We start from the raw sequence: 17,122 nt of genomic DNA, 5'->3' as shown, positions 1-17,122 counted from the left end.
CGTGCGTCGACCGAGGGTCAGTCGTGCATGTGGAGGGGCTTGCCGGCCAGGGCCAGGTGGGCCTCGCCGAGCGCCTCGTTCTGCGTCGGGTGGGCGTGGATGAGCTGCGCGACCTCCGACGGCAGCGCCTCCCAGTTGTAGATCAGCTGGGCCTCGCCGACCTGCTCGCCCATGCGGTCGCCGACCATGTGGACGCCGACCACGGCGCCGTCCTTGACCTGGACGAGCTTGATCTCGCCCGCGGTCTTCAGGATCCGGCTCTTGCCGTTGCCGCCCAGGGGGAACTTGACGGTGACGACCTTGTCCGCGCCGTAGACCTCCTTGGCCTTGGCCTCGGTGATGCCCACGGAGGCGACCTCCGGGTGGCAGTACGTCACCCGCGGCACGCCGTCGTAGTCGATCGGAACGGTCTTGAGACCGGCCAGACGCTCCGCCACCAGGATGCCCTCGGCGAAGCCGACGTGCGCGAGCTGGAGCGTCGGGACCAGGTCACCGACGGCCGAGACGGTCGGGACGTTCGTCCCCATGTACTCGTCGACCAGGACGTAGCCGCGGTCCATCGCGATGCCCTGCTCCTCGTAGCCCAGGCCCTGCGAGACCGGGCCACGGCCGACGGCGACGAGGAGGACCTCCGCCTCGTACTCCTTGCCGTCGGCGAGGGTGACCTTGACGCCGTCCTGGGTGTACTCGGCCTTCGAGAAGAACGTGCCGAGGTTGAACTTGATCCCGCGCTTGCGGAACGCGCGCTCGAGAAGCTTGGAGGAGTTCTCGTCCTCGACCGGGACGAGGTGCTTGAGGCCCTCGATCACCGTGACGTCGGAGCCGAAGGACTTCCACGCCGACGCGAACTCGACGCCGATGACGCCGCCGCCCAGGATGATCGCGGACTTCGGCACGCGGTCCAGGACGAGGGCGTGGTCGGAGGAGATGATGCGGTCGCCGTCGATCTCCAGGCCCGGCAGCGACTTCGGCACGGAGCCGGTCGCGAGGAGGATGTGGCGGCCCTGGACGCGCTGGCCGTTCACGTCCACGGAGGTCGGGGAGGACAGCCGCCCCGTGCCCTCGATGTAGGTCACCTTCCGCGAGGCGATGAGCCCCTGCAGACCCTTGTACAGGCCCGAGATGACCTCGTCCTTGTACTTGTGGACGGCCGGTACGTCGATGCCCTCCAACGTGGCCTTCACACCGAACTGCTCGCTCTCGCGGGCCTGGTCGGCGACCTCGCCCGCGTGCAGAAGTGCCTTGGTGGGGATGCAACCCCGGTGCAGGCAGGTGCCGCCGACCTTGTCCTTCTCGATCAGGGCGACGTCCAGGCCCAGCTGAGCCCCGCGCAGGGCCGCGGCGTAACCACCGCTACCACCGCCGAGGATCACTAGGTCGAAAACGGTGCTGGCGTCGTTCGCCACGTCACGTCCTCCATGCATGTGCGCCACGCCGGTCTTCGGTGACCGGTCGGCGGCTGGTGTCCGGCCGCTGTTCTTCGGCCCTGTGGTGGGGGCCCTGTCCTGCCGGGCTCCATCTTCGCACCTGTCGCTCGAGTTCGAGACGCGGGGCCACAGTGTGAGGCGTCCCACTTGACCGGATGTGAGGCGTCCCACTCGGCCGAGCGGACCGCGGCACCCCCGGTATGGCGGGCGCCGCGGTCCCCGTCCCCGGGGGGAGGGTCAGTCCAGTTCGCCGTCGGCGCTCAGCTCGGCCAGCCGCACCAGCGTGCGCACCGCCGAGCCCGTGCCGCCCTTCGGGGTGTAGCCGAAGGGGCCCTGCTCGTTGAAGGCGGGCCCGGCGATGTCCAGGTGGGCCCAGGTGATGCCCTCGCCGACGAACTCGCGCAGGAAGAGACCGGCGACCAGGCCGCCGCCCGCGCGCTCACCCATGTTGGCGATGTCGGCGGTGGGGGAGTCCATGCCCTTGCGCAGGTGCTCGGGCAGCGGCATCGGCCACGAGGGCTCGCCGACCTGCTCGGCGGTCTCGTGCACCGTGCTGCGGAACGCGTCGTCGTTGGCCATGACGCCCATGGTCCGGTTGCCGAGCGCCAGCACCATCGCGCCGGTCAGCGTCGCCACGTCCACGATCGCGTCCGGCTGCTCCGCCGAGGCGGCCCACAGCGCGTCGGCGAGGACCAGCCGGCCCTCGGCGTCCGTGTTGAGCACCTCGACGGTCTTGCCGCTGTACATGCGCAGCACGTCACCCGGGCGTACGGCGGCGCCCGAGGGCATGTTCTCGGCCAGCGCCAGCCAGCCGGTGACATTGACCTCCAGGCCCAGGCGCGCGGCCGCGACGACGGCGGCGAACACGGCGGCCGCGCCGCTCATGTCGCACTTCATCGTCTCGTTGTGACCGGCCGGCTTCAGGGAGATGCCGCCCGAGTCGTAGGTGATGCCCTTGCCGACGAAGGCCAGGTGCTTGTTCGCCTTCGCGTTCGTGTACGACAGCTTCACCAGGCGCGGGGCCGACGCCGAGCCGCCGCCGACGCCGAGGATGCCCCCGTAGCCGCCCTTGGCCAGGGCCTTCTCGTCGAGCACCTGCACCTTGAGGCCGTGCTCCTTGGCCGCGGTCTGCGCGATCGCGGCGAACTGCGCCGGGTTGAGGTCGTTCGGCGGCATGTTGATCAGGTCGCGGGCGCGGTTGAGCTCCTCACAGACCGCGGTCGCGCGGGCCAGGGCCGCCTTGTGCGCCGCGTCGCGGGGCTTGCCGCCGAGCAGGGAGGCCTCGGCGAGCGGCGTCCGGCCGTTCTTCGCCTTGGCGTCCTTGCCGTTGTCCTTGTACGTGTCGAAGGAGTACGCGCCCAGCAGCACGCCCTCGCCGATCGCGCCCACGGCGTCGGCGTCGGCGACGGGCAGCGCGAAGGCGGCCTTCCTGGTCCCGGCGAGCGCGCGGGCGGCGACACCGGCGGCCCGGCGCAGCGTCTCGGCGTCGTAGGGCGCGTCCTTCTCCGGCTCCGCGCCCAGGCCCACCGCCACCACGAGCGGTGCCTTGAAGCCGGCCGGGGAGGGCAGCTTCGTCAGCTCACCCTCGGCACCGGCGGCGCCGAGGGTGTCCAGGACGTCGGCGAGCCGGCCGTCGTACGCCTTGTCCACGGCTTCGGCACCCGCCGCGACGACGGGTCCCTTGGCGCCCTTGGCGACACCGATCACGATCGCGTCGGCCCGCAGGCCGGGCGCCGCGGCGGTGCTGAGAGTAAGAGCAGTCACTGTGGTGAAACTCGCTTCCGATGTGAAGTTGCTGTGGCCGAGTGGGTGGGTCGACCGGGCCCGGGGGAGCCGACCCCGGGCGGGGCGCGTCTCGAGCGGGGCCTTCACCCTGTCGGCGAACACCCGGGACGAGCCTACGCGCGTGTGTGCGTCCGCTCATTCCCGCATGCCGTTCACCGGTGCGTGGCGCCATGGTCATCTTCGGCGCCGGGCGCCTACCAGGACCGCGTCGGCGTCGCCGGGTCCGGCTCCACGGCGGTGGGCGCGCCGAGGCCGAGCCCGGTGACCGAGGTGCCGGACAGCCGGTCGGCCAGCGAGCGGCGCCCCGGGAGGAGCACCGGCACGGCGTTGACCAGGAACAGCGCCACCGCCAGCGCCCACACCAGCACCGACAGGGCGAACTGACCCTCGATCAGCAGGACGCAGGCGACCGCGTACACGGCGACGTCGGCCGCGGTGGTGACGGCGGCCCGGCGGGCGGCGTGCCGGGACAGCCGCGGGGTGACCCGGAGCCCGAGGAGCCCCTTGCCGACGGTGCGGCCGAGCAGGGCGAGGCAGGCCCACTGGTAGAGGAACGTGACGACGACGAGCGCGGCGAAGGCCTCCTCCACGTCCAGCACGACCTTGTCCCACAGTGAGAGGCCCAGGTCCGTGGAGGCGTCGACGACGTCACCGCGGGAGGTCAGCAGGTCGAACCCGCCGCGGGTCGCCAGTTCCGGAACGTCGGTGACGAGTGCTGATATCCGGTGGAAGGTGAGCACGGCGAGCAGCGAGGCCGCCGCGATCACCAGCCCGAAGTCGATGATCCAGGCCACGGCACGGCGCAGCTTCGGCATGGAGGTCCCCCGATCACACGTACTTGTCCATGTCGGCGGACGAGCCTAGCGACCCAGTGAGAGAACCACGAGTGCCGTGGTGGCGGCCGTCTCGGCGAGCCCGCCGAACACATCACCGGTGATCCCGCCGAAGCGGCGTGTGCAGTGGCGCAGCAGGAGTTCGGCCACGGCGACGGCGGCGACGACCGCGAGGGCGGTACGGGCGATGTCGTACGGCCCGAAGAAGGCGCCCCCGCCGCGGCGAGCGCGACGACGGCGAGTGCGACGGCCACCGCGCCGCCGCGCGGCACCACCCCGGCGACCGCCGCCCCCAGTCCGTCCGGCCGGGCGGCCGGTATCCCGGCGCGGGCCGTGAGGGTCAGCGTCAGCCGGGCGGCGGTCGCCGAGACGATTGCGGCGAGCGCGCCCCGGGCCCACGAGTCGCCGTACGCCTGGGCCAGCGCGGCCACCTGGGTCAGCAGGACGAACAGGAGGGTGATGACCCCGAACGGGCCGATGTCCGACTGCTTCATGATCCGCAGTGCTTCCTCGGCGGGCTTGCCGCTGCCCAGCCCGTCCGCGGTGTCGGCCAGCCCGTCGAGGTGCAGGCCCCGGGTGAGGGCGGCGGGTACGGCGGCGGTGGCGACGGCCGCGAGCAGGGACCCGGCGCCGAGGAACAGCGACAGGCCGCCGAGTGCCGCCGCGCAGCCGCCGATCACGAGCCCGGCCAGCGGGGCGCAGAGCATGCCGCCGCGTGCGGCCTCCCGGTCCCAGCGGGGGACACCGACCGGGAGCACGGTGAGGATGCCGAAGGCGAAGCGCGGGCCGTCCGGCCAGGGGATCTTGGACACCGGCGCAGGTTACCCGGCGGTCGGACCGCTGCGCACGGCCGCGGGGGAGACCGGGCGGGATCGCCGGAGAGACTCGGCGGGATCACCGGGACACTCGGCGATCAGTCGAGATGTTCAGGGATAAAGTGCGCACATGGGGCACTGGCTGGAGCGGAACATCATCGAACCCGGCAAGCTTCCGCTGCTCCTCGCGCTGACCGCGTTCGTCCTGACCTTTCTGATCACCCGTGTCATCACCCGTCTGATCCGGGTGGGCCGGGGCCCGTTCGGCAATGTGAAGGCGGGCGGGCTGCACATCCACCACGTCGTGCCCGGTGTCATCCTCACCGTCATCGGCGGGTTCGGGGCCGTCGCCGCCGCCGACCGGCACGGCTTCGGGGCGGCCTTCGCCGCGGTCGTCTTCGGTGTCGGCGCCGGGCTGGTCCTCGATGAGTTCGCGCTGGTCCTGCACCTCGCCGACGTCTACTGGACCGAGGAGGGCCGCCAGAGCGTCGAGGTCGTCGTCGTCACGGCCGCCCTCGTCGGGCTGCTCCTCGCGGGCTTCGCGCCGTTCGGCGTCAACGACCTCTCGCAGGAGGAGCTCCAGGACCGCGGCACGGTCGTCCTGACCATCACGGGCAACTTCGTCTGCGCCCTCGTCGCGCTCTCCAAGGGCAAGCTGCGCACCGCGCTGTTCGGCGTGATCGTGCCGGTGGTCGCCCTCGTCGGCGCGATCCGCCTGGCCAGCCCCGCCTCCCCCTGGGCCAGACGCTTCTACCGCAACCGCCCGCGCGCCCGGGCCAGGGCCATCCTGCGCGCCTACCGTCACGACCGCCGCTGGGCCGGCCCCAGCCGCGCCCTCCAGGACTGGATCGCCGGCAAACCCGACTCGAGCCCACCGAGCCTTCCCGGCCACCACTGAGGACACGGGGGCACGGCCCGGCCTCAGGTGCGCAGTGGCGGTAAGTCCCGGTCGGAGCCCGCTCGTCTCCCCAGGCGCACGGGGGCGCGGCGGTGGCGGTGCAGCAGGGCCGTCGCCCCGCACAGTGCCATGACGCCCGCGATCGCGGCCAGATGTTCCTTGCCCGCGAGGTTCTCCTTCACCACGACCTCGACGACCATCGCCGTGGTCACTCCGGCCGCCGTGACATGGGCGCCGTAGCGCCACCCCACGTACACGGCGAGCCCCACCACGGCCGCCGACGGACCGGCGTCCACCACCAGCGCGTCCGAGGCCGGCAGGCCCAGCGGGGCATGCGGGCCCAGGGCGATGCCGAGGCGGGCGTACAGGGTTCCGGCGAGTGTCGCGATGTACGCGATGGCCAGCGTCCGCCACCAGCCGAGGCAGATCTCGGCGATCCCGAACACGAACAGGATCTGGGCGAGCGCACCCCACACCGGCAGGTCGAGGGCCGGCACGAACAGCGACAGCGGAGTCCGCAGGAGTCCCAGCCACAGCGGGTCCTCGGCGCGCACGGCTCCGATGTTCTGTACGAACCGGTAGCCCCACGACTGGTTATGCACGAAATGCAGCGTCGCGGTCAGACACACCGCCGCGATCGTCATCGGGATCGCCTGCAGGCGCCGCTTGGGCAGCGGCTCGCGCACGGTGACCCAGAGCAGCCCCCATTCGGCGCGGGCCCAGCGGGCGAGTGTCCTCATCTGTATGTCTCCAGGTGCTTGCGGTGCAGCCACTTCGGCAGCCCGGGTGCCTCCAGAAACCCCTCCGCGCGCGCCGACGCCAGGCCGATGCGCGGCAGGTCCGCGCTCTTCTCGAAGAGCAGGAACCGGGGCTCCCAGATGGGCCGGTACTTCGCGTTGGCGCGGTACAGCGACTCGATCTGCCACCAGCGCGAGAAGAAGCTGAGCAGCGACCGCCACAGCCTCAGCACCGGCCCGGCGCCGAGGCGTGCGCCACGCTCGAAGACCGAACGGAACATCGCGAAGTTCAGTGAGACCTGAGTGATCTTGATCTCCCCGGCCCGCCGCAGCAGCTCGATGACCATGAACTCCATCAGCCCGTTGTCGGAGTCCCGGTCCCGCCGCATGAGGTCGAGCGACAGCCCGTGCGGGCCCCAGGGGACGAACGACAGCAGCGCCTTCAGCTCGCCGTTCGCGTCCGTGCACTCCAGCATCACGCACTGCCCGTCGGCGGGGTCCCCGAGCCGCCCGAGCGCCATGCTGAAGCCGCGCTCGGTCGCCCCGTCCCGCCAGTCGTCGGCCCGGCCGATGAGGTACGTCATCTCGTCGGCCGGGATGTCCGCGTGCCGCCGGATGCGCACCTCGTACCCGGCCCGCTTCACCCGGTTGAACGCCTGCCGGACAGTGCGCATCGCGCGCCCCTCCAGCGTGAACTCGGCGACCTCCACGAGCGCCTCGTCACCGAGCTCCAGGGCGTCGAGGCCGTGCCGTGCGTACACGGTCCCGGCCTCCTCGCCCGCCCCCATCACGGCCGGGATCCACCCGTGCTCGCGCGCCTGGGCCAGCCACGGCACGATCGCCCCGGGCCAGGCCTCCGGGTCGCCGATCGGATCCCCGGAGGCCAGCGACACCCCGCCCACCACCCGGTAGGCCACCGCGGCCTTCCCGGTCGGCGACCACACCGCGCTCTTCTCCCGGCGCAGCGCGAAGTACCCGAGCGAGTCCCGTTCGCCGTGCCGGTCGAGCAGCGTCCGCAGCCGCTTCTCGTCGTCCTCGGTGAGCGGGTCGACGGCGCGCCGGGAGCGGAAGGCGGCGTAGAGGACGGCGAGGACGAGGATCGTGCTGAGCACGTTGATGACGACGTTGACCCAGTTGGGCGTGGAGATCCCGGGGAAGCGGGACTCGTCGGCGGCGACCGAGATCAGCCGCAGCGTGCCGTAGTGCCAGCGCTCCGTGAACGTCGAACGGGCCGCGTCCGGCGCCTGGTTGGTGACCGTCACCAGGAGCGCCGCCAGCAGGGAGGCGAGCAGCCCGCCGCCGACCGCGACGCCGGCGGCGAGCTTGGGGTTGGACCGGTCGCCCTTGGCGTAGAACTCCCGCCGCCCCATGAGCAGCGCGCCGACGAAGGCGGCCGTGAGGACGAGGGAGATCCAGTTCTGCGCGTACTGCCGGATCTCCGGGAACGCCATGGCGAGGGCGAACAGGGCCAGGAACACCCCGCTCAGCACCAGGTTCAGGATCCACGCGGCCCGCTTGCGGCGCCGCATCGTGATCGCCAGGAACGCGGTGAACACACCGGAGGCGAAGCCGGCCGTCAGCAGATACGGGGTGAAGAAGTTCTCCTGGTTGTGCCGCCGTACGTCCTGTCCCAGGGACACCCACACCGCGCTGAGGAAGTTGATGAAGGCGACGGCCCGCAAGTACCAGACGGCGAAGGCGGCGGCCCGCCGGGAGGCCCCGGTGGACCGCCGTTCCGTGTCACCCGGGTGCCCCGGGCCGGCTTCCTGTTCCGCGGCAATTCGGGCATCTCCCATAGGCGAGGATCATATGGGCGCGGACACGGCGAACCGCGTCATTCAGGCCGGACCGCCCGCTTCGGAGTCCCCTTCGGCACTCTTCTCGGCGTCCTCGGCGGCGCCCATTTCGACGCCCTCGTCGGAGCCCTCCTCGGCGTCCCTCTCGGTGTCCTTCTCCGGCTCCTTCTCGGGAAGCTCCGCCGCCAGCGCCGCCGCGGCCTGCACCAGCGGCAGTGCGAGCAGCGCCCCGACACCCTCTCCGACGGTCACCCCCTGGTCGAGCAGCGGCTCCAGGGCCATCCGGTCCAGCGCCTTCGCCTGTCCCGGCTCCCCGCTGCCGTGCCCGGCCAGCCACCAGTCCGGCGCCCGGAACGCGACGCGCTGCGCGACCAGCGCACACGCGGCCGCCACGACCCCGTCCAGGATCACCGGCAGCTTCCGTACGGCGGCCTGCAGCAGGAACCCGGTCATCGCGGCGAGGTCGGCCCCGCCCACGGTGGCCAGCAGCTCCAACTGGTCGCCGAGCACCGGCCGGGCCCGGCGCAGCGCGTCACGGACGGCCGCGCACTTGCGCATCCAGGTCAGGTCGTCGATCGCGAGCCCGCCGCGCCCGGTGACCACCGACGCGTCGGTCCCGCACAGCGCCGCGACCAGCACGGCCGCCGCCGTGGTCCCGCCCACGCTCACGTCGCCGAGCACCACCAGATCCGTACCGGAGTCGGCCTCCTCGTCGGCCACCGCGACACCCGCCCGGAAGGCGTCCTCCGCCTCCTGTGCGGTCAGCGCGTCCTCGATGTCGATACGACCGCTGCCGCGCCGCACCCGGTGCCGTACGACGTCCTTCGGCAGCGCGTCCGGCTCGCAGTCCAGCGCCATGTCCACGACCCGCACCGGCACGCCGAGCCGCCGCGCGAGCACCGACACCGGGCTGGCACCCTCCAGCACGGACCGCACCAGCAGCTCGGCGCTGCCCGCCGGCCGCGCGGAGACGCCCAGTTCGGCGATCCCGTGGTCACCGGCGAAGAGAACGACCCGCGGCCGTTCGACCGGTCGTACCGGCACCGCGCCCTGCGCGGCCGCCAGCCACTCACCCAGTTCGTCCAGGCGCCCCAGCGACCCGGGCGGCACGACCAGACGTTCCCGTCGCGCCTCGGCGTCACGGCGCACGCCGCCGTCCGGGCGCTCGATCAGATCGGTGAAGTCGTCGAGATTAAGCGAGCTCATTCGCCGAACAGTACCGGCAGAGAACCAACGGTTCCGTGCCACAGGGCCACCCCACCCGGACGGCGTCTTGGCACCCAAGATCGGAATCCCATACGTTCCATTTTGCAGCGGATTGTCGTACAGGGAGCCGCCCATGCCGCCCTCGCCCCCCACCCCGCAGTCCACCGACGGATTCCACGAGCCACGCCGCGAGGACTGCCCCTGGTGCGGCTCCAGACGCCTGCGCACCCGGCTGCGCGCGCCCGACTTCACCCGGCACCGGCCCGGCACGTTCGTCGTCGACGAGTGCCGCGACTGCGCCCACGCCTTCCAGAACCCACGGCTCACCTCCGAGGGACTCGCCCTGCACCACCGGGACTTCTACGAAGGGCACTTGGAGGACTTCGCCGAGCGCATCCTCGCCGCCCGCGTCGGCCTCCCCCAGGCTCTCGACTGCGCTCGAGCAGGGCGGTACCCCCATCGCCACCGGGCCGCGGCCCGCGCGATGCTCGCCCTGCCCGAGCCGGAGAGTTGGCTGGACGTCGGCACGGGCCATGCCCATTTCCCTCAGACGGCGAGGGAACTCTTCGCCTACACGTCCTTCGACGGCCTCGACCCGACGCCCCGCGTGGAGCGTGCTCGTGCGGCCGGCCGTATCGAGGAGGCCCACCAGGGCCATCTCACCACCCCCGCCGTCCTCGCCCGGCTGCGCTCCCGCTACGACGTGGTCAGCATGTTCCACCACCTGGAACACACCCCCGACCCGCGCGCCGAACTCCGCGCCGCGCTCACCGCCCTGCGCCCCGGCGGCCATCTCCTCGTCGAAGTCCCCGACCCCCACAGCGCGTTCGGCACGCTCCTGGGCAAGTGGTGGCTCCCCTACAGCCAGCCCCGCCATCTCCATCTGATGCCCCTGGACAACCTGCGCGCGGAACTGGAGTCCCAGGGCTGCACCATCGTCACCACGGACCGCAGAGCCCCCCATGTCCCCTACGACCTGTCAGCGGCCCTCTCCCTGGCCCTGACCCACGTCCTGCCCAGGGCGTTGCGCCCGGTGACCACCCCCCTGGTGGCCGCCGCGACGGCCCTCGACCACACCCTGGCCCCCCTGCTGCGCCGCACCCGCTTCTCGAACGCCTACCGCATCATCGCCCGCAAGGACCCGGCGCAACTGCCGTAGCCCTCACGCCCGCAGCACCAGGGCCTGCCCCGCCACCACCATCAGTACGTGCTCGCACTCGGCCGCGAACGCCGCGTTCAGCCGCCCCAGTTCATCCCGGTAGCGGCGCCCGGACGCGGTGGCCGGCACGATCCCCGACCCCACCTCGTTCGACACCGCGACCACGGTCCGCCGGGCGGCCCGCACCGCGGCCGTCAACTCCCGTACCCGCTCCCGCAACGCCCGTTCGCCCCCGGCCGCCCACTCCGCGTCGTCCCACGCCCCGACCGAGTCCATCGCGTCCGTCAGCCACAACGACAGACAGTCGATCAGCAGCGGCGGCCCGTCCTCCGCCAGCAGGGGCACGAGGTCGCACGTCTCCGTCGTACGCCACGACCCCGGCCGCCGCTCCCGGTGCGCGGCCACCCGGGCCGCCCACTCGGTGTCCCCGTTGCGCGAACCGCCCGTCGCCACGTACAGCACATCGGGAAACGCCTCCAGCCGCCGTTCGGCCTCCACGGACTTCCCCGACCGGGCGCCACCGAGCACCAGCGTGCGCCGCGGCACGTCGGGCACCTCCTCGTACGCCCCCACCACCAGCGTCGTCCCGTCCGGCACCGCCCGCGCCCCCGCAGCGGCCAGCCGGCGCCGCAACTCCGCGCCCGGCGGCACATCGTGGTCCAGATGCACGGCGACCACATCCGTCGTCGGCCCGACGGCCCCCACCGCCCGCAGCTTGGCCAGCGCGTCCGGCCGCCCCACCACGTCCGCGAAGACCAGGTCGTACACCTCGGCGGGCCCCGTCCCCTCCTCCAGCCCGGCCGGGGCGGACCCGGGCGGCAGATACAGCACCCGCTGCCCCGCCGGCCCGGTCACCGCGTACCCCGTGCCGCCCGCGTCCATCGCCAGCGCCCGCACCCGATGCCCCGTCAGCAGCGCCAACTCCCGCCCGTCCGGCACCCGCACCGGCTGCGGCAGCCCGGCCGGCACCTCAACGGCGGGCCCGTCGTGCGGATGCGACAGCAGCACCTGCCGCACACCCCCCAGCGAACGCCCGGCCCGAGCGGCCGCGAACGCCGCCCCGGGCGTGAGATCGAGCAACACCGCCCCGTCCACGAGCAGCGCGGCAGCGGCCCTCGCATCCGGCCCCAACGCGGCCGCACAGACGGCACAGGGACATGCGGGGCGGGGCAGTCCCGCGGGGGCACCGGTTCCGAGCAAGGTCACTTCCACGGACTGATTTTCGCTTGTCGGCGCGGGTTGCGCGCACCGGTGGCCCCGAAGGGGCACCGCCCAGGGGCGCGGGGCCGTGACATCAGCTGCTCCGCCGCGGGGCGCGACCAGTCCCACCGATCGGCAGATCGCGAACGACCTCCCGTGCTCTCACCGCCGACCCAGCGGAGCGAATAGGCTGACGCGCGCAGGAGCCGATCAAGATTCCGGCCCCTGATCTGCACGTGCCGACACCTTGGAGGCGTACATGGCGGCATGGACGTGGCGGTTCGAGAAGGCCGACGGGACGGAGGTCCAGCCCGCGGTGCAGCCCGAGGAATTCACCACGCAGGGGGATGCCGAGTCATGGATCGGTGAGCACTGGAAGGCCCTTGTCGAGGGTGGCGCGGACCAGGTGCGGCTCTTCGAGGACACCACGGAGATCTACGGGCCGATGAACCTGCACGCCGAAGAGTCGTAGGACGGCCAGGACGGCTCGCACGGGGCGGTCCCGCCGACGCGGCCGCCCCGTTCCGTATCGCCCCGGGCGCTCAGCCCCGCACGCCGCACAGATGCAGCAGCGCCGCGACCCCTCGATAGGGATCCGTCCGCCCGGCCCGCTCCTCGGCGGCCAGCAGCGTGTCCAGGTCGGCCGGGATCTCCGTGCCGTCCGCGGCCGTGTCGGTGAAGACCCGTACGCCGTACCAGGCGTGCAGCGGGGCGCCGATCCCGGCCAGCGTGGCCGTCAGCGTCTCCAGCCGGTCGGCCCGTACGTCGAGCCCCAGCCGGTTGCGGTAGGCCGTCGTGTCGAACGCGCCCAGCGCCCCGGCCCAGTCGCCCGCCAGCCCCGGCCGCATGGCCAGCGCGTTCCCGTTGCGCACCAGCAGCGACAGCAGCCCGCCCGGGGCGAGCATCCGGGCCAGCCCGGCCACCAGCGGGTCCGGCTCCTCGACGTACATGAGCACGCCATGGCAGAGCACCACGTCGAAGCTGCCCGGCAGGAAGTGCACGCCGGTGTCCCGTCCGTCGCCCTGGACGATCCGCATCCGCTCGCGGATCCCCTCCGGCTGCCCGGACAGGACCTCACGGGCGGCCGCGATCATCGTGGCGTCCTGCTCGACACCGGTCACATGGTGCCCGGCGCGGGCCAGCCGCAGCGCCTGCGTGCCCTGGCCCATCCCCACGTCGAGCACCCGCAGCCGTTGCCCGACCGGGAACCGCCCGGCTATCTGCTCGTCGAGCTGCCGGGCCACCAGCTCCTGTCGTACGACATCTCGCAGACCGCCGAGCCTGCTCAGCCACGCATCGGCCGCACCCCCGGAGAAAGCCTCTGCGCTCAGGGCCGCTCTCCGCGCTTGACCTGCGGCTTCGGCAGCCGGAGCCGGCGCATCTGGAGGGAGCGCATCAGGGCGTAGGCGACCGCGCCCCGACGGTTCTGGTCCGGGAAGCGCTCCTCCAGCCGCTTGCGCAGCCGGAAGCCCGAGACGATCGCGTCGAGCACGATCAGCACGATCACCACGAGCCACAGCAGCAGCGCGATGTTCTGCAGCGCGGCCACCCGTACGACGCTCAGCACGAGGATGACCACGGCCAGCGGCAGGAAGAACTCCGCCACGTTGAAGCGCGAGTCGACCCAGTCGCGGGCGAACTTGCGGACCGGGCCCTTGTCGCGGGCGGGCAGATACCGCTCGTCGCCGCCGGCCAGCGCCTGACGCTGCCGCTCCAGCTGGACGCGGCGCTCGTCGCGCTGGCGTTTGGCGGCCTCCTTGCGGGTCGTCGGCGTGTTGGCGACGCTGCGGCGCTGGGACTGGGCCTCACTGCGCTTGGGCGTGGGCCTGCCCTTGGGGGCCTGCGGGTCACGGGGCTGCGTGGAGTCGGTCACCGGCACCTTGTCGGTGGGCGCCTTCTCGTCCTTTGAACGGCTACGGAACACAAAACACAAGGGTACGGGGTGCCGGGGGGTGGACCCCAGCCGAGCGGGGAACGATCCGGCAACACCAGTCGTCTGTAGGAGGACAGAGGGGGCGTTGCAGACGGTTCATCCGGCGGTCACCTCGGGGGCCACCTACTCCCTACGCCGGAGCGCGACCGTCGGTACTCGTCCTTGGGGATGAGCGCATCCGTCCCCGAACAGTGCGGTAATGGAGTCAGGGCCCGTACTGTGGGTTCTGTCGCAGATCTGTGAGCTGGAGTCCGTCAGAAGGGGGCGCGCGAAGCCCATGAGCGGTGTCATGAAGCGTATGGGGATGATCTTCCGCGCGAAGGCGAACAAGGCCCTTGACCGGGCCGAGGACCCGCGCGAGACCCTCGATTACTCGTACCAGAAGCAGCTGGAACTGCTCCAGAAGGTCCGCCGCGGCGTCGCTGACGTGGCGACCTCGCGCAAGCGCCTGGAACTCCAGCTCAACCAGCTCCAGCAGCAGTCCGGGAAGCTGGAGGACCAGGGCCGCAAGGCGCTCGCGCTGGGCCGTGAGGACCTGGCCCGCGAGGCGCTGTCCCGCCGCGCCGCCCTCCAGCAGCAGGTCACGGACCTCGAGACGCAGCACTCCACGCTCCAGGGCGAGGAGGAGAAGCTCACTCTCGCGGCCCAGCGCCTCCAGGCGAAGGTCGACGCCTTCCGCACCAAGAAGGAGACGATCAAGGCGACGTACACCGCGGCTCAGGCCCAGACCCGGATCGGCGAGGCCTTCTCCGGCATCTCCGAGGAGATGGGCGACGTCGGCCTGGCCATCCAGCGCGCCGAGGACAAGACGGCCCAGCTCCAGGCCCGCGCGGGCGCCATCGACGAGCTCCTCGCCTCCGGCGCCCTGGACGACCCCTCCGGCATGGCCAAGGACGACATCCAGGCCGAGCTGGACCGGCTCTCCGGTGGTACGGATGTAGAGCTGGAACTGCAGCGCATGAAGGCGGAGCTGGCCGGAGGCTCGCCCCAGCAGGCGATCGAGGGCGGCACCGGCCAGTCGCAGTCCCAGCAGCAGCCGCAGGACACCCCGCGCTTCGACAAGCAGTAGCCACACGCCTGGAGGGCCGAGATGGCGGACATGATCGTACGGATCATGGGGGAGGGTCAGGTGAGGCTGGCCGGCAGCCACCTCGCCGAACTCGACAAGCTGGACGACGAGCTCCTGTCCGAGATGGAGAACGGCGACGGCCCCGCCTTCCGCCGCACCCTCCAGGCACTCCTCACCAGGGTCCGCGACCTGGGCGAACCGGTACCCGACGACTCCCTGACCCCCTCCGACCTGATCCTCCCGTCACCCGACGCGACGCTGGAGGAGGTCCGGGAACTGCTCAGCGACGACGGTCTGATCCCGGGGTGACGGGCCTGGGGGCGGCGGCGTCCGGCGACGTACTGTTCACCCCGTGAGCACCCTGGAACGCGCCCGCGGCCAACTGACGGCGCACCCCCTCGCGCTCGACGCGGCGATCGCGGCGGGCGCTCTGGTGTGCATGGTCGTCGGCTCCTTCGTGGACCCCCAGGGGGAGGCCGACGTCATCTGGGGCGTCCGCAGCCCGGACCCGCTCAGCCTGGTCCTCATCACCGTCGGCGCCGCCGCGCTCGTCTTCCGCCGCAGCGCCCCCAAGACGGTCCTCGCGGTCACCGGCACCGTCGCCCTGGTCGAGTGCGTCACCGGTGACCCCCGCGCCCCGGTCGCGATGGCCGCCGTGGTCGCCCTCTACACCGTCGCCTCCCTCACCGACCGCCCCACCACCTGGCGCGTCGGCCTGCTCACCATGACCGTGCTGACCGGCGCCGCCATGCTCGCGGGACCGCTGCCCTGGTACGCCCAGGAGAACCTCGCCATCTTCGCCTGGACCGGTATCGGCGCCACCGCAGGAGACGCCGTCCGCAGCCGCCGTACGGTCGTGCGGGCCATGCGGGAGCGCGCCGAGCGCGCGGAGCGCACCCGGGAGGAGGAGGCCCGGCGGCGCGTCGCCGAGGAGCGGCTGCGCATCGCCCGCGATCTGCACGATGTCGTCGCGCATCACATCGCCCTGGTCAACGTTCAGGCCGGGGTCGCCGCCCATGTCATGGACAAGCGCCCCGACCAGGCCAAGGAGGCCCTCGCGCATGTGCGCGAGGCCAGCCGCTCCGCGCTCAACGAGCTCCGCGCCACCGTCGGCCTGCTGCGCCAGTCCGGCGACCCCGAGGCCCCCACCGAGCCGGCCCCCGGCCTCAGCCTGCTCGACGAACTCGCCGGCACCTTCCGCAGCGCCGGGCTCCCGGTCCAGGTCGCCCGCGCCGACCAGGGCACCGCACTGCCCGCCGCCGTCGACCTGGCGGCGTACCGGATCATCCAGGAGGCCCTGACCAATGTGCAGAAGCACGCGGGCCCCGAGGCCAGGGCCGAGGTCAGCGTCGTACGCGTGGGACCGAACATCGAGGTCACCGTCCTGGACGACGGCTCCGGGGACAACGCCACCGTCGAGGTGGGCGGCGGCCATGGACTGCTCGGCATGCGGGAACGCGTCACCGCCCTGCGCGGCACCCTCACCACGGGTCCCCGCTACGGAGGCGGCTTCCGCGTGCATGCGATCCTTCCGGCCAAGACCCGCACCGCCGCGACGGGGGAGACCGTATGACGATCCGTGTCCTGCTCGCCGACGACCAGGCACTGCTCCGCAGCGCGTTCCGGGTGCTCGTCGACTCCGAGCCCGACATGGAGGTCGTGGGTGAGGCGTCCGACGGCGCGGAGGCGGTACGGCTGACCCGGGAGCGGCAGGCCGACGTCGTCCTGATGGACATCCGGATGCCGGGCACCGACGGCCTCGCGGCCACCCGCCTCATCAGCACCGACCCCGCCCTCACGGATGTCCGTGTGGTGATCCTGACGACCTTCGAGGTCGACGACTACGTGGTGCAGGCGCTGCGCGCGGGCGCTTCCGGCTTTCTCGGCAAGGGGGCGGAGCCCGAGGAGCTTCTCAGCGCCATCCGGATCGCCGCGGGCGGCGAGGCCCTGCTCTCCCCGACGGCCACCAAGGGCCTGATCGCCCGCTTCCTGGCCCAGGGCGACGCGGGGGACGACGGCCGCGACCCCGCCCGCTCGGAGCGGCTGAACGCGCTCACGGGCCGGGAGCGTGAGGTGCTGGTCCAGGTCGCCGCCGGTCACTCCAACGACGAGATCGCCGAGCGCCTCGAGGTCAGCCCGCTGACGGTGAAGACCCACGTCAACCGGGCCATGGCCAAGCTGGGCGCCCGGGACCGGGCACAGCTCGTGGTGATCGCGTACGAGTCGGGCCTGGTCCGCCCCAGAACGGACTGACCTCGCGGTGC

16 protein-coding genes and 1 pseudogene are annotated in these 17,122 nt (G+C 72.5%); 7 read left to right on the top strand and 10 right to left on the bottom strand.

Annotated features, from left to right (window positions below; all coding sequences use genetic code 11):
- Positions 1–17 precede the first annotated feature (17 nt).
- The 4 genes and pseudogenes from lpdA to N8I87_RS11330 form a co-directional block, all read right to left on the bottom strand.
- The gene (gene lpdA / locus N8I87_RS11345; protein WP_263207941.1) at positions 18–1,406 is read right to left on the bottom strand and encodes a dihydrolipoyl dehydrogenase; all 1,389 of its coding nucleotides are present in this window, start codon (positions 1,404–1,406) and stop codon (positions 18–20) included.
- A 258-nt stretch (positions 1,407–1,664) separates the two neighbouring features.
- A complete protein-coding gene (locus tag N8I87_RS11340; RefSeq protein ID WP_263207939.1) occupies positions 1,665–3,191 on the bottom strand; it encodes a leucyl aminopeptidase in 1,527 nt (508 codons plus the stop codon).
- A gap of 215 nt (positions 3,192–3,406) precedes the next feature.
- Positions 3,407–4,027: an RDD family protein gene (locus tag N8I87_RS11335; RefSeq protein ID WP_263207937.1), complete on the bottom strand. Its 621-nt coding sequence runs from the start codon at positions 4,025–4,027 to the stop codon at positions 3,407–3,409.
- 45 nt (positions 4,028–4,072) lie between these two features.
- A pseudogene (locus N8I87_RS11330) lies at positions 4,073–4,857 on the bottom strand (adenosylcobinamide-GDP ribazoletransferase).
- Between the two features lie 133 nt (positions 4,858–4,990).
- Between N8I87_RS11330 and N8I87_RS11325 the strand changes: the two are divergent.
- A complete protein-coding gene (locus N8I87_RS11325; RefSeq protein ID WP_263207936.1) occupies positions 4,991–5,758 on the top strand; it encodes a hypothetical protein in 768 nt (255 codons plus the stop codon).
- 23 nt (positions 5,759–5,781) lie between these two features.
- Here the strand turns inward: N8I87_RS11325 and N8I87_RS11320 are convergent, their stop codons facing one another.
- Genes N8I87_RS11320 through cobT form a run of 3 tightly spaced genes read right to left on the bottom strand, consistent with a single transcriptional unit; the run spans position 5,782 to position 9,497 of the window.
- Positions 5,782–6,498: a hypothetical protein gene (locus N8I87_RS11320; RefSeq protein WP_263207933.1), complete on the bottom strand. Its 717-nt coding sequence runs from the start codon at positions 6,496–6,498 to the stop codon at positions 5,782–5,784.
- A complete protein-coding gene (locus N8I87_RS11315; RefSeq protein ID WP_263207931.1) occupies positions 6,495–8,291 on the bottom strand; it encodes a phosphatidylglycerol lysyltransferase domain-containing protein in 1,797 nt (598 codons plus the stop codon). Before N8I87_RS11315 ends, N8I87_RS11320 begins: the two co-directional genes overlap by 4 nt.
- 42 nt (positions 8,292–8,333) lie before the next feature.
- Positions 8,334–9,497: a nicotinate-nucleotide--dimethylbenzimidazole phosphoribosyltransferase gene (gene cobT, locus N8I87_RS11310; RefSeq protein WP_263207929.1), complete on the bottom strand. Its 1,164-nt coding sequence runs from the start codon at positions 9,495–9,497 to the stop codon at positions 8,334–8,336.
- A 133-nt stretch (positions 9,498–9,630) separates the two neighbouring features.
- Between cobT and N8I87_RS11305 the strand changes: the two genes are divergently transcribed.
- Entirely contained in the window at positions 9,631–10,656 is a 1,026-nt protein-coding gene (locus N8I87_RS11305; protein WP_263207928.1) for a class I SAM-dependent methyltransferase, read from the top strand.
- 3 nt (positions 10,657–10,659) lie between these two features.
- Here the strand turns inward: N8I87_RS11305 and N8I87_RS11300 are convergent, their stop codons facing one another.
- A complete protein-coding gene (locus N8I87_RS11300) occupies positions 10,660–11,868 on the bottom strand; it encodes a bifunctional adenosylcobinamide kinase/adenosylcobinamide-phosphate guanylyltransferase (protein WP_263207926.1) in 1,209 nt (402 codons plus the stop codon).
- Positions 11,869–12,115: 247 nt separating this feature from the next.
- On the opposite strand from N8I87_RS11300, the gene N8I87_RS11295 reads away from it, so the two are divergent.
- Positions 12,116–12,328 carry a hypothetical protein gene (locus N8I87_RS11295; RefSeq protein ID WP_263207924.1) on the top strand — a complete coding sequence of 71 codons (213 nt, stop codon included), beginning with the start codon at positions 12,116–12,118 and terminating at the stop codon, positions 12,326–12,328.
- A gap of 70 nt (positions 12,329–12,398) precedes the next feature.
- On the opposite strand, the gene N8I87_RS11290 is transcribed toward N8I87_RS11295, so the two are convergent.
- Together N8I87_RS11290 and N8I87_RS11285 are read right to left on the bottom strand one after the other, a co-directional pair.
- Positions 12,399–13,100, bottom strand: coding sequence for a class I SAM-dependent methyltransferase (locus N8I87_RS11290; protein WP_263207922.1), 702 nt, complete (start codon positions 13,098–13,100; stop codon positions 12,399–12,401).
- 83 nt (positions 13,101–13,183) lie between these two features.
- Positions 13,184–13,819, bottom strand: a complete 636-nt coding sequence (locus tag N8I87_RS11285; RefSeq protein ID WP_263216389.1) for a DUF3043 domain-containing protein — start codon at positions 13,817–13,819, stop codon at positions 13,184–13,186.
- Positions 13,820–14,066: 247 nt separating this feature from the next.
- Between N8I87_RS11285 and N8I87_RS11280 the strand changes: the two genes are divergently transcribed.
- The 4 genes from N8I87_RS11280 to N8I87_RS11265 are packed head-to-tail and all read left to right on the top strand — an operon-like array spanning position 14,067 to position 17,111.
- Positions 14,067–14,858, top strand: coding sequence for a PspA/IM30 family protein (locus N8I87_RS11280; RefSeq protein ID WP_263207920.1), 792 nt, complete (start codon positions 14,067–14,069; stop codon positions 14,856–14,858).
- Between the two features lie 30 nt (positions 14,859–14,888).
- Positions 14,889–15,167, top strand: a complete 279-nt coding sequence (pspAA, locus tag N8I87_RS11275; RefSeq protein WP_263216387.1) for a PspA-associated protein PspAA — start codon at positions 14,889–14,891, stop codon at positions 15,165–15,167.
- A gap of 43 nt (positions 15,168–15,210) precedes the next feature.
- The gene (locus N8I87_RS11270; RefSeq protein ID WP_263207918.1) at positions 15,211–16,431 is read left to right on the top strand and encodes a sensor histidine kinase; all 1,221 of its coding nucleotides are present in this window, start codon (positions 15,211–15,213) and stop codon (positions 16,429–16,431) included.
- Positions 16,428–17,111, top strand: coding sequence for a response regulator (locus tag N8I87_RS11265; protein ID WP_263207916.1), 684 nt, complete (start codon positions 16,428–16,430; stop codon positions 17,109–17,111). The genes N8I87_RS11270 and N8I87_RS11265 overlap by 4 nt, the downstream gene beginning before the upstream one ends.
- Positions 17,112–17,122 lie beyond the last annotated feature (11 nt).

Origin of the sequence: Streptomyces sp. HUAS 15-9 (assembly GCF_025642155.1) — a bacterium.
Classification (GTDB): domain Bacteria; phylum Actinomycetota; class Actinomycetes; order Streptomycetales; family Streptomycetaceae; genus Streptomyces.
The sequence above is the reverse complement of the archived record's forward strand: the minus strand, read 5'-3'. Positions and strand labels throughout refer to the sequence as shown.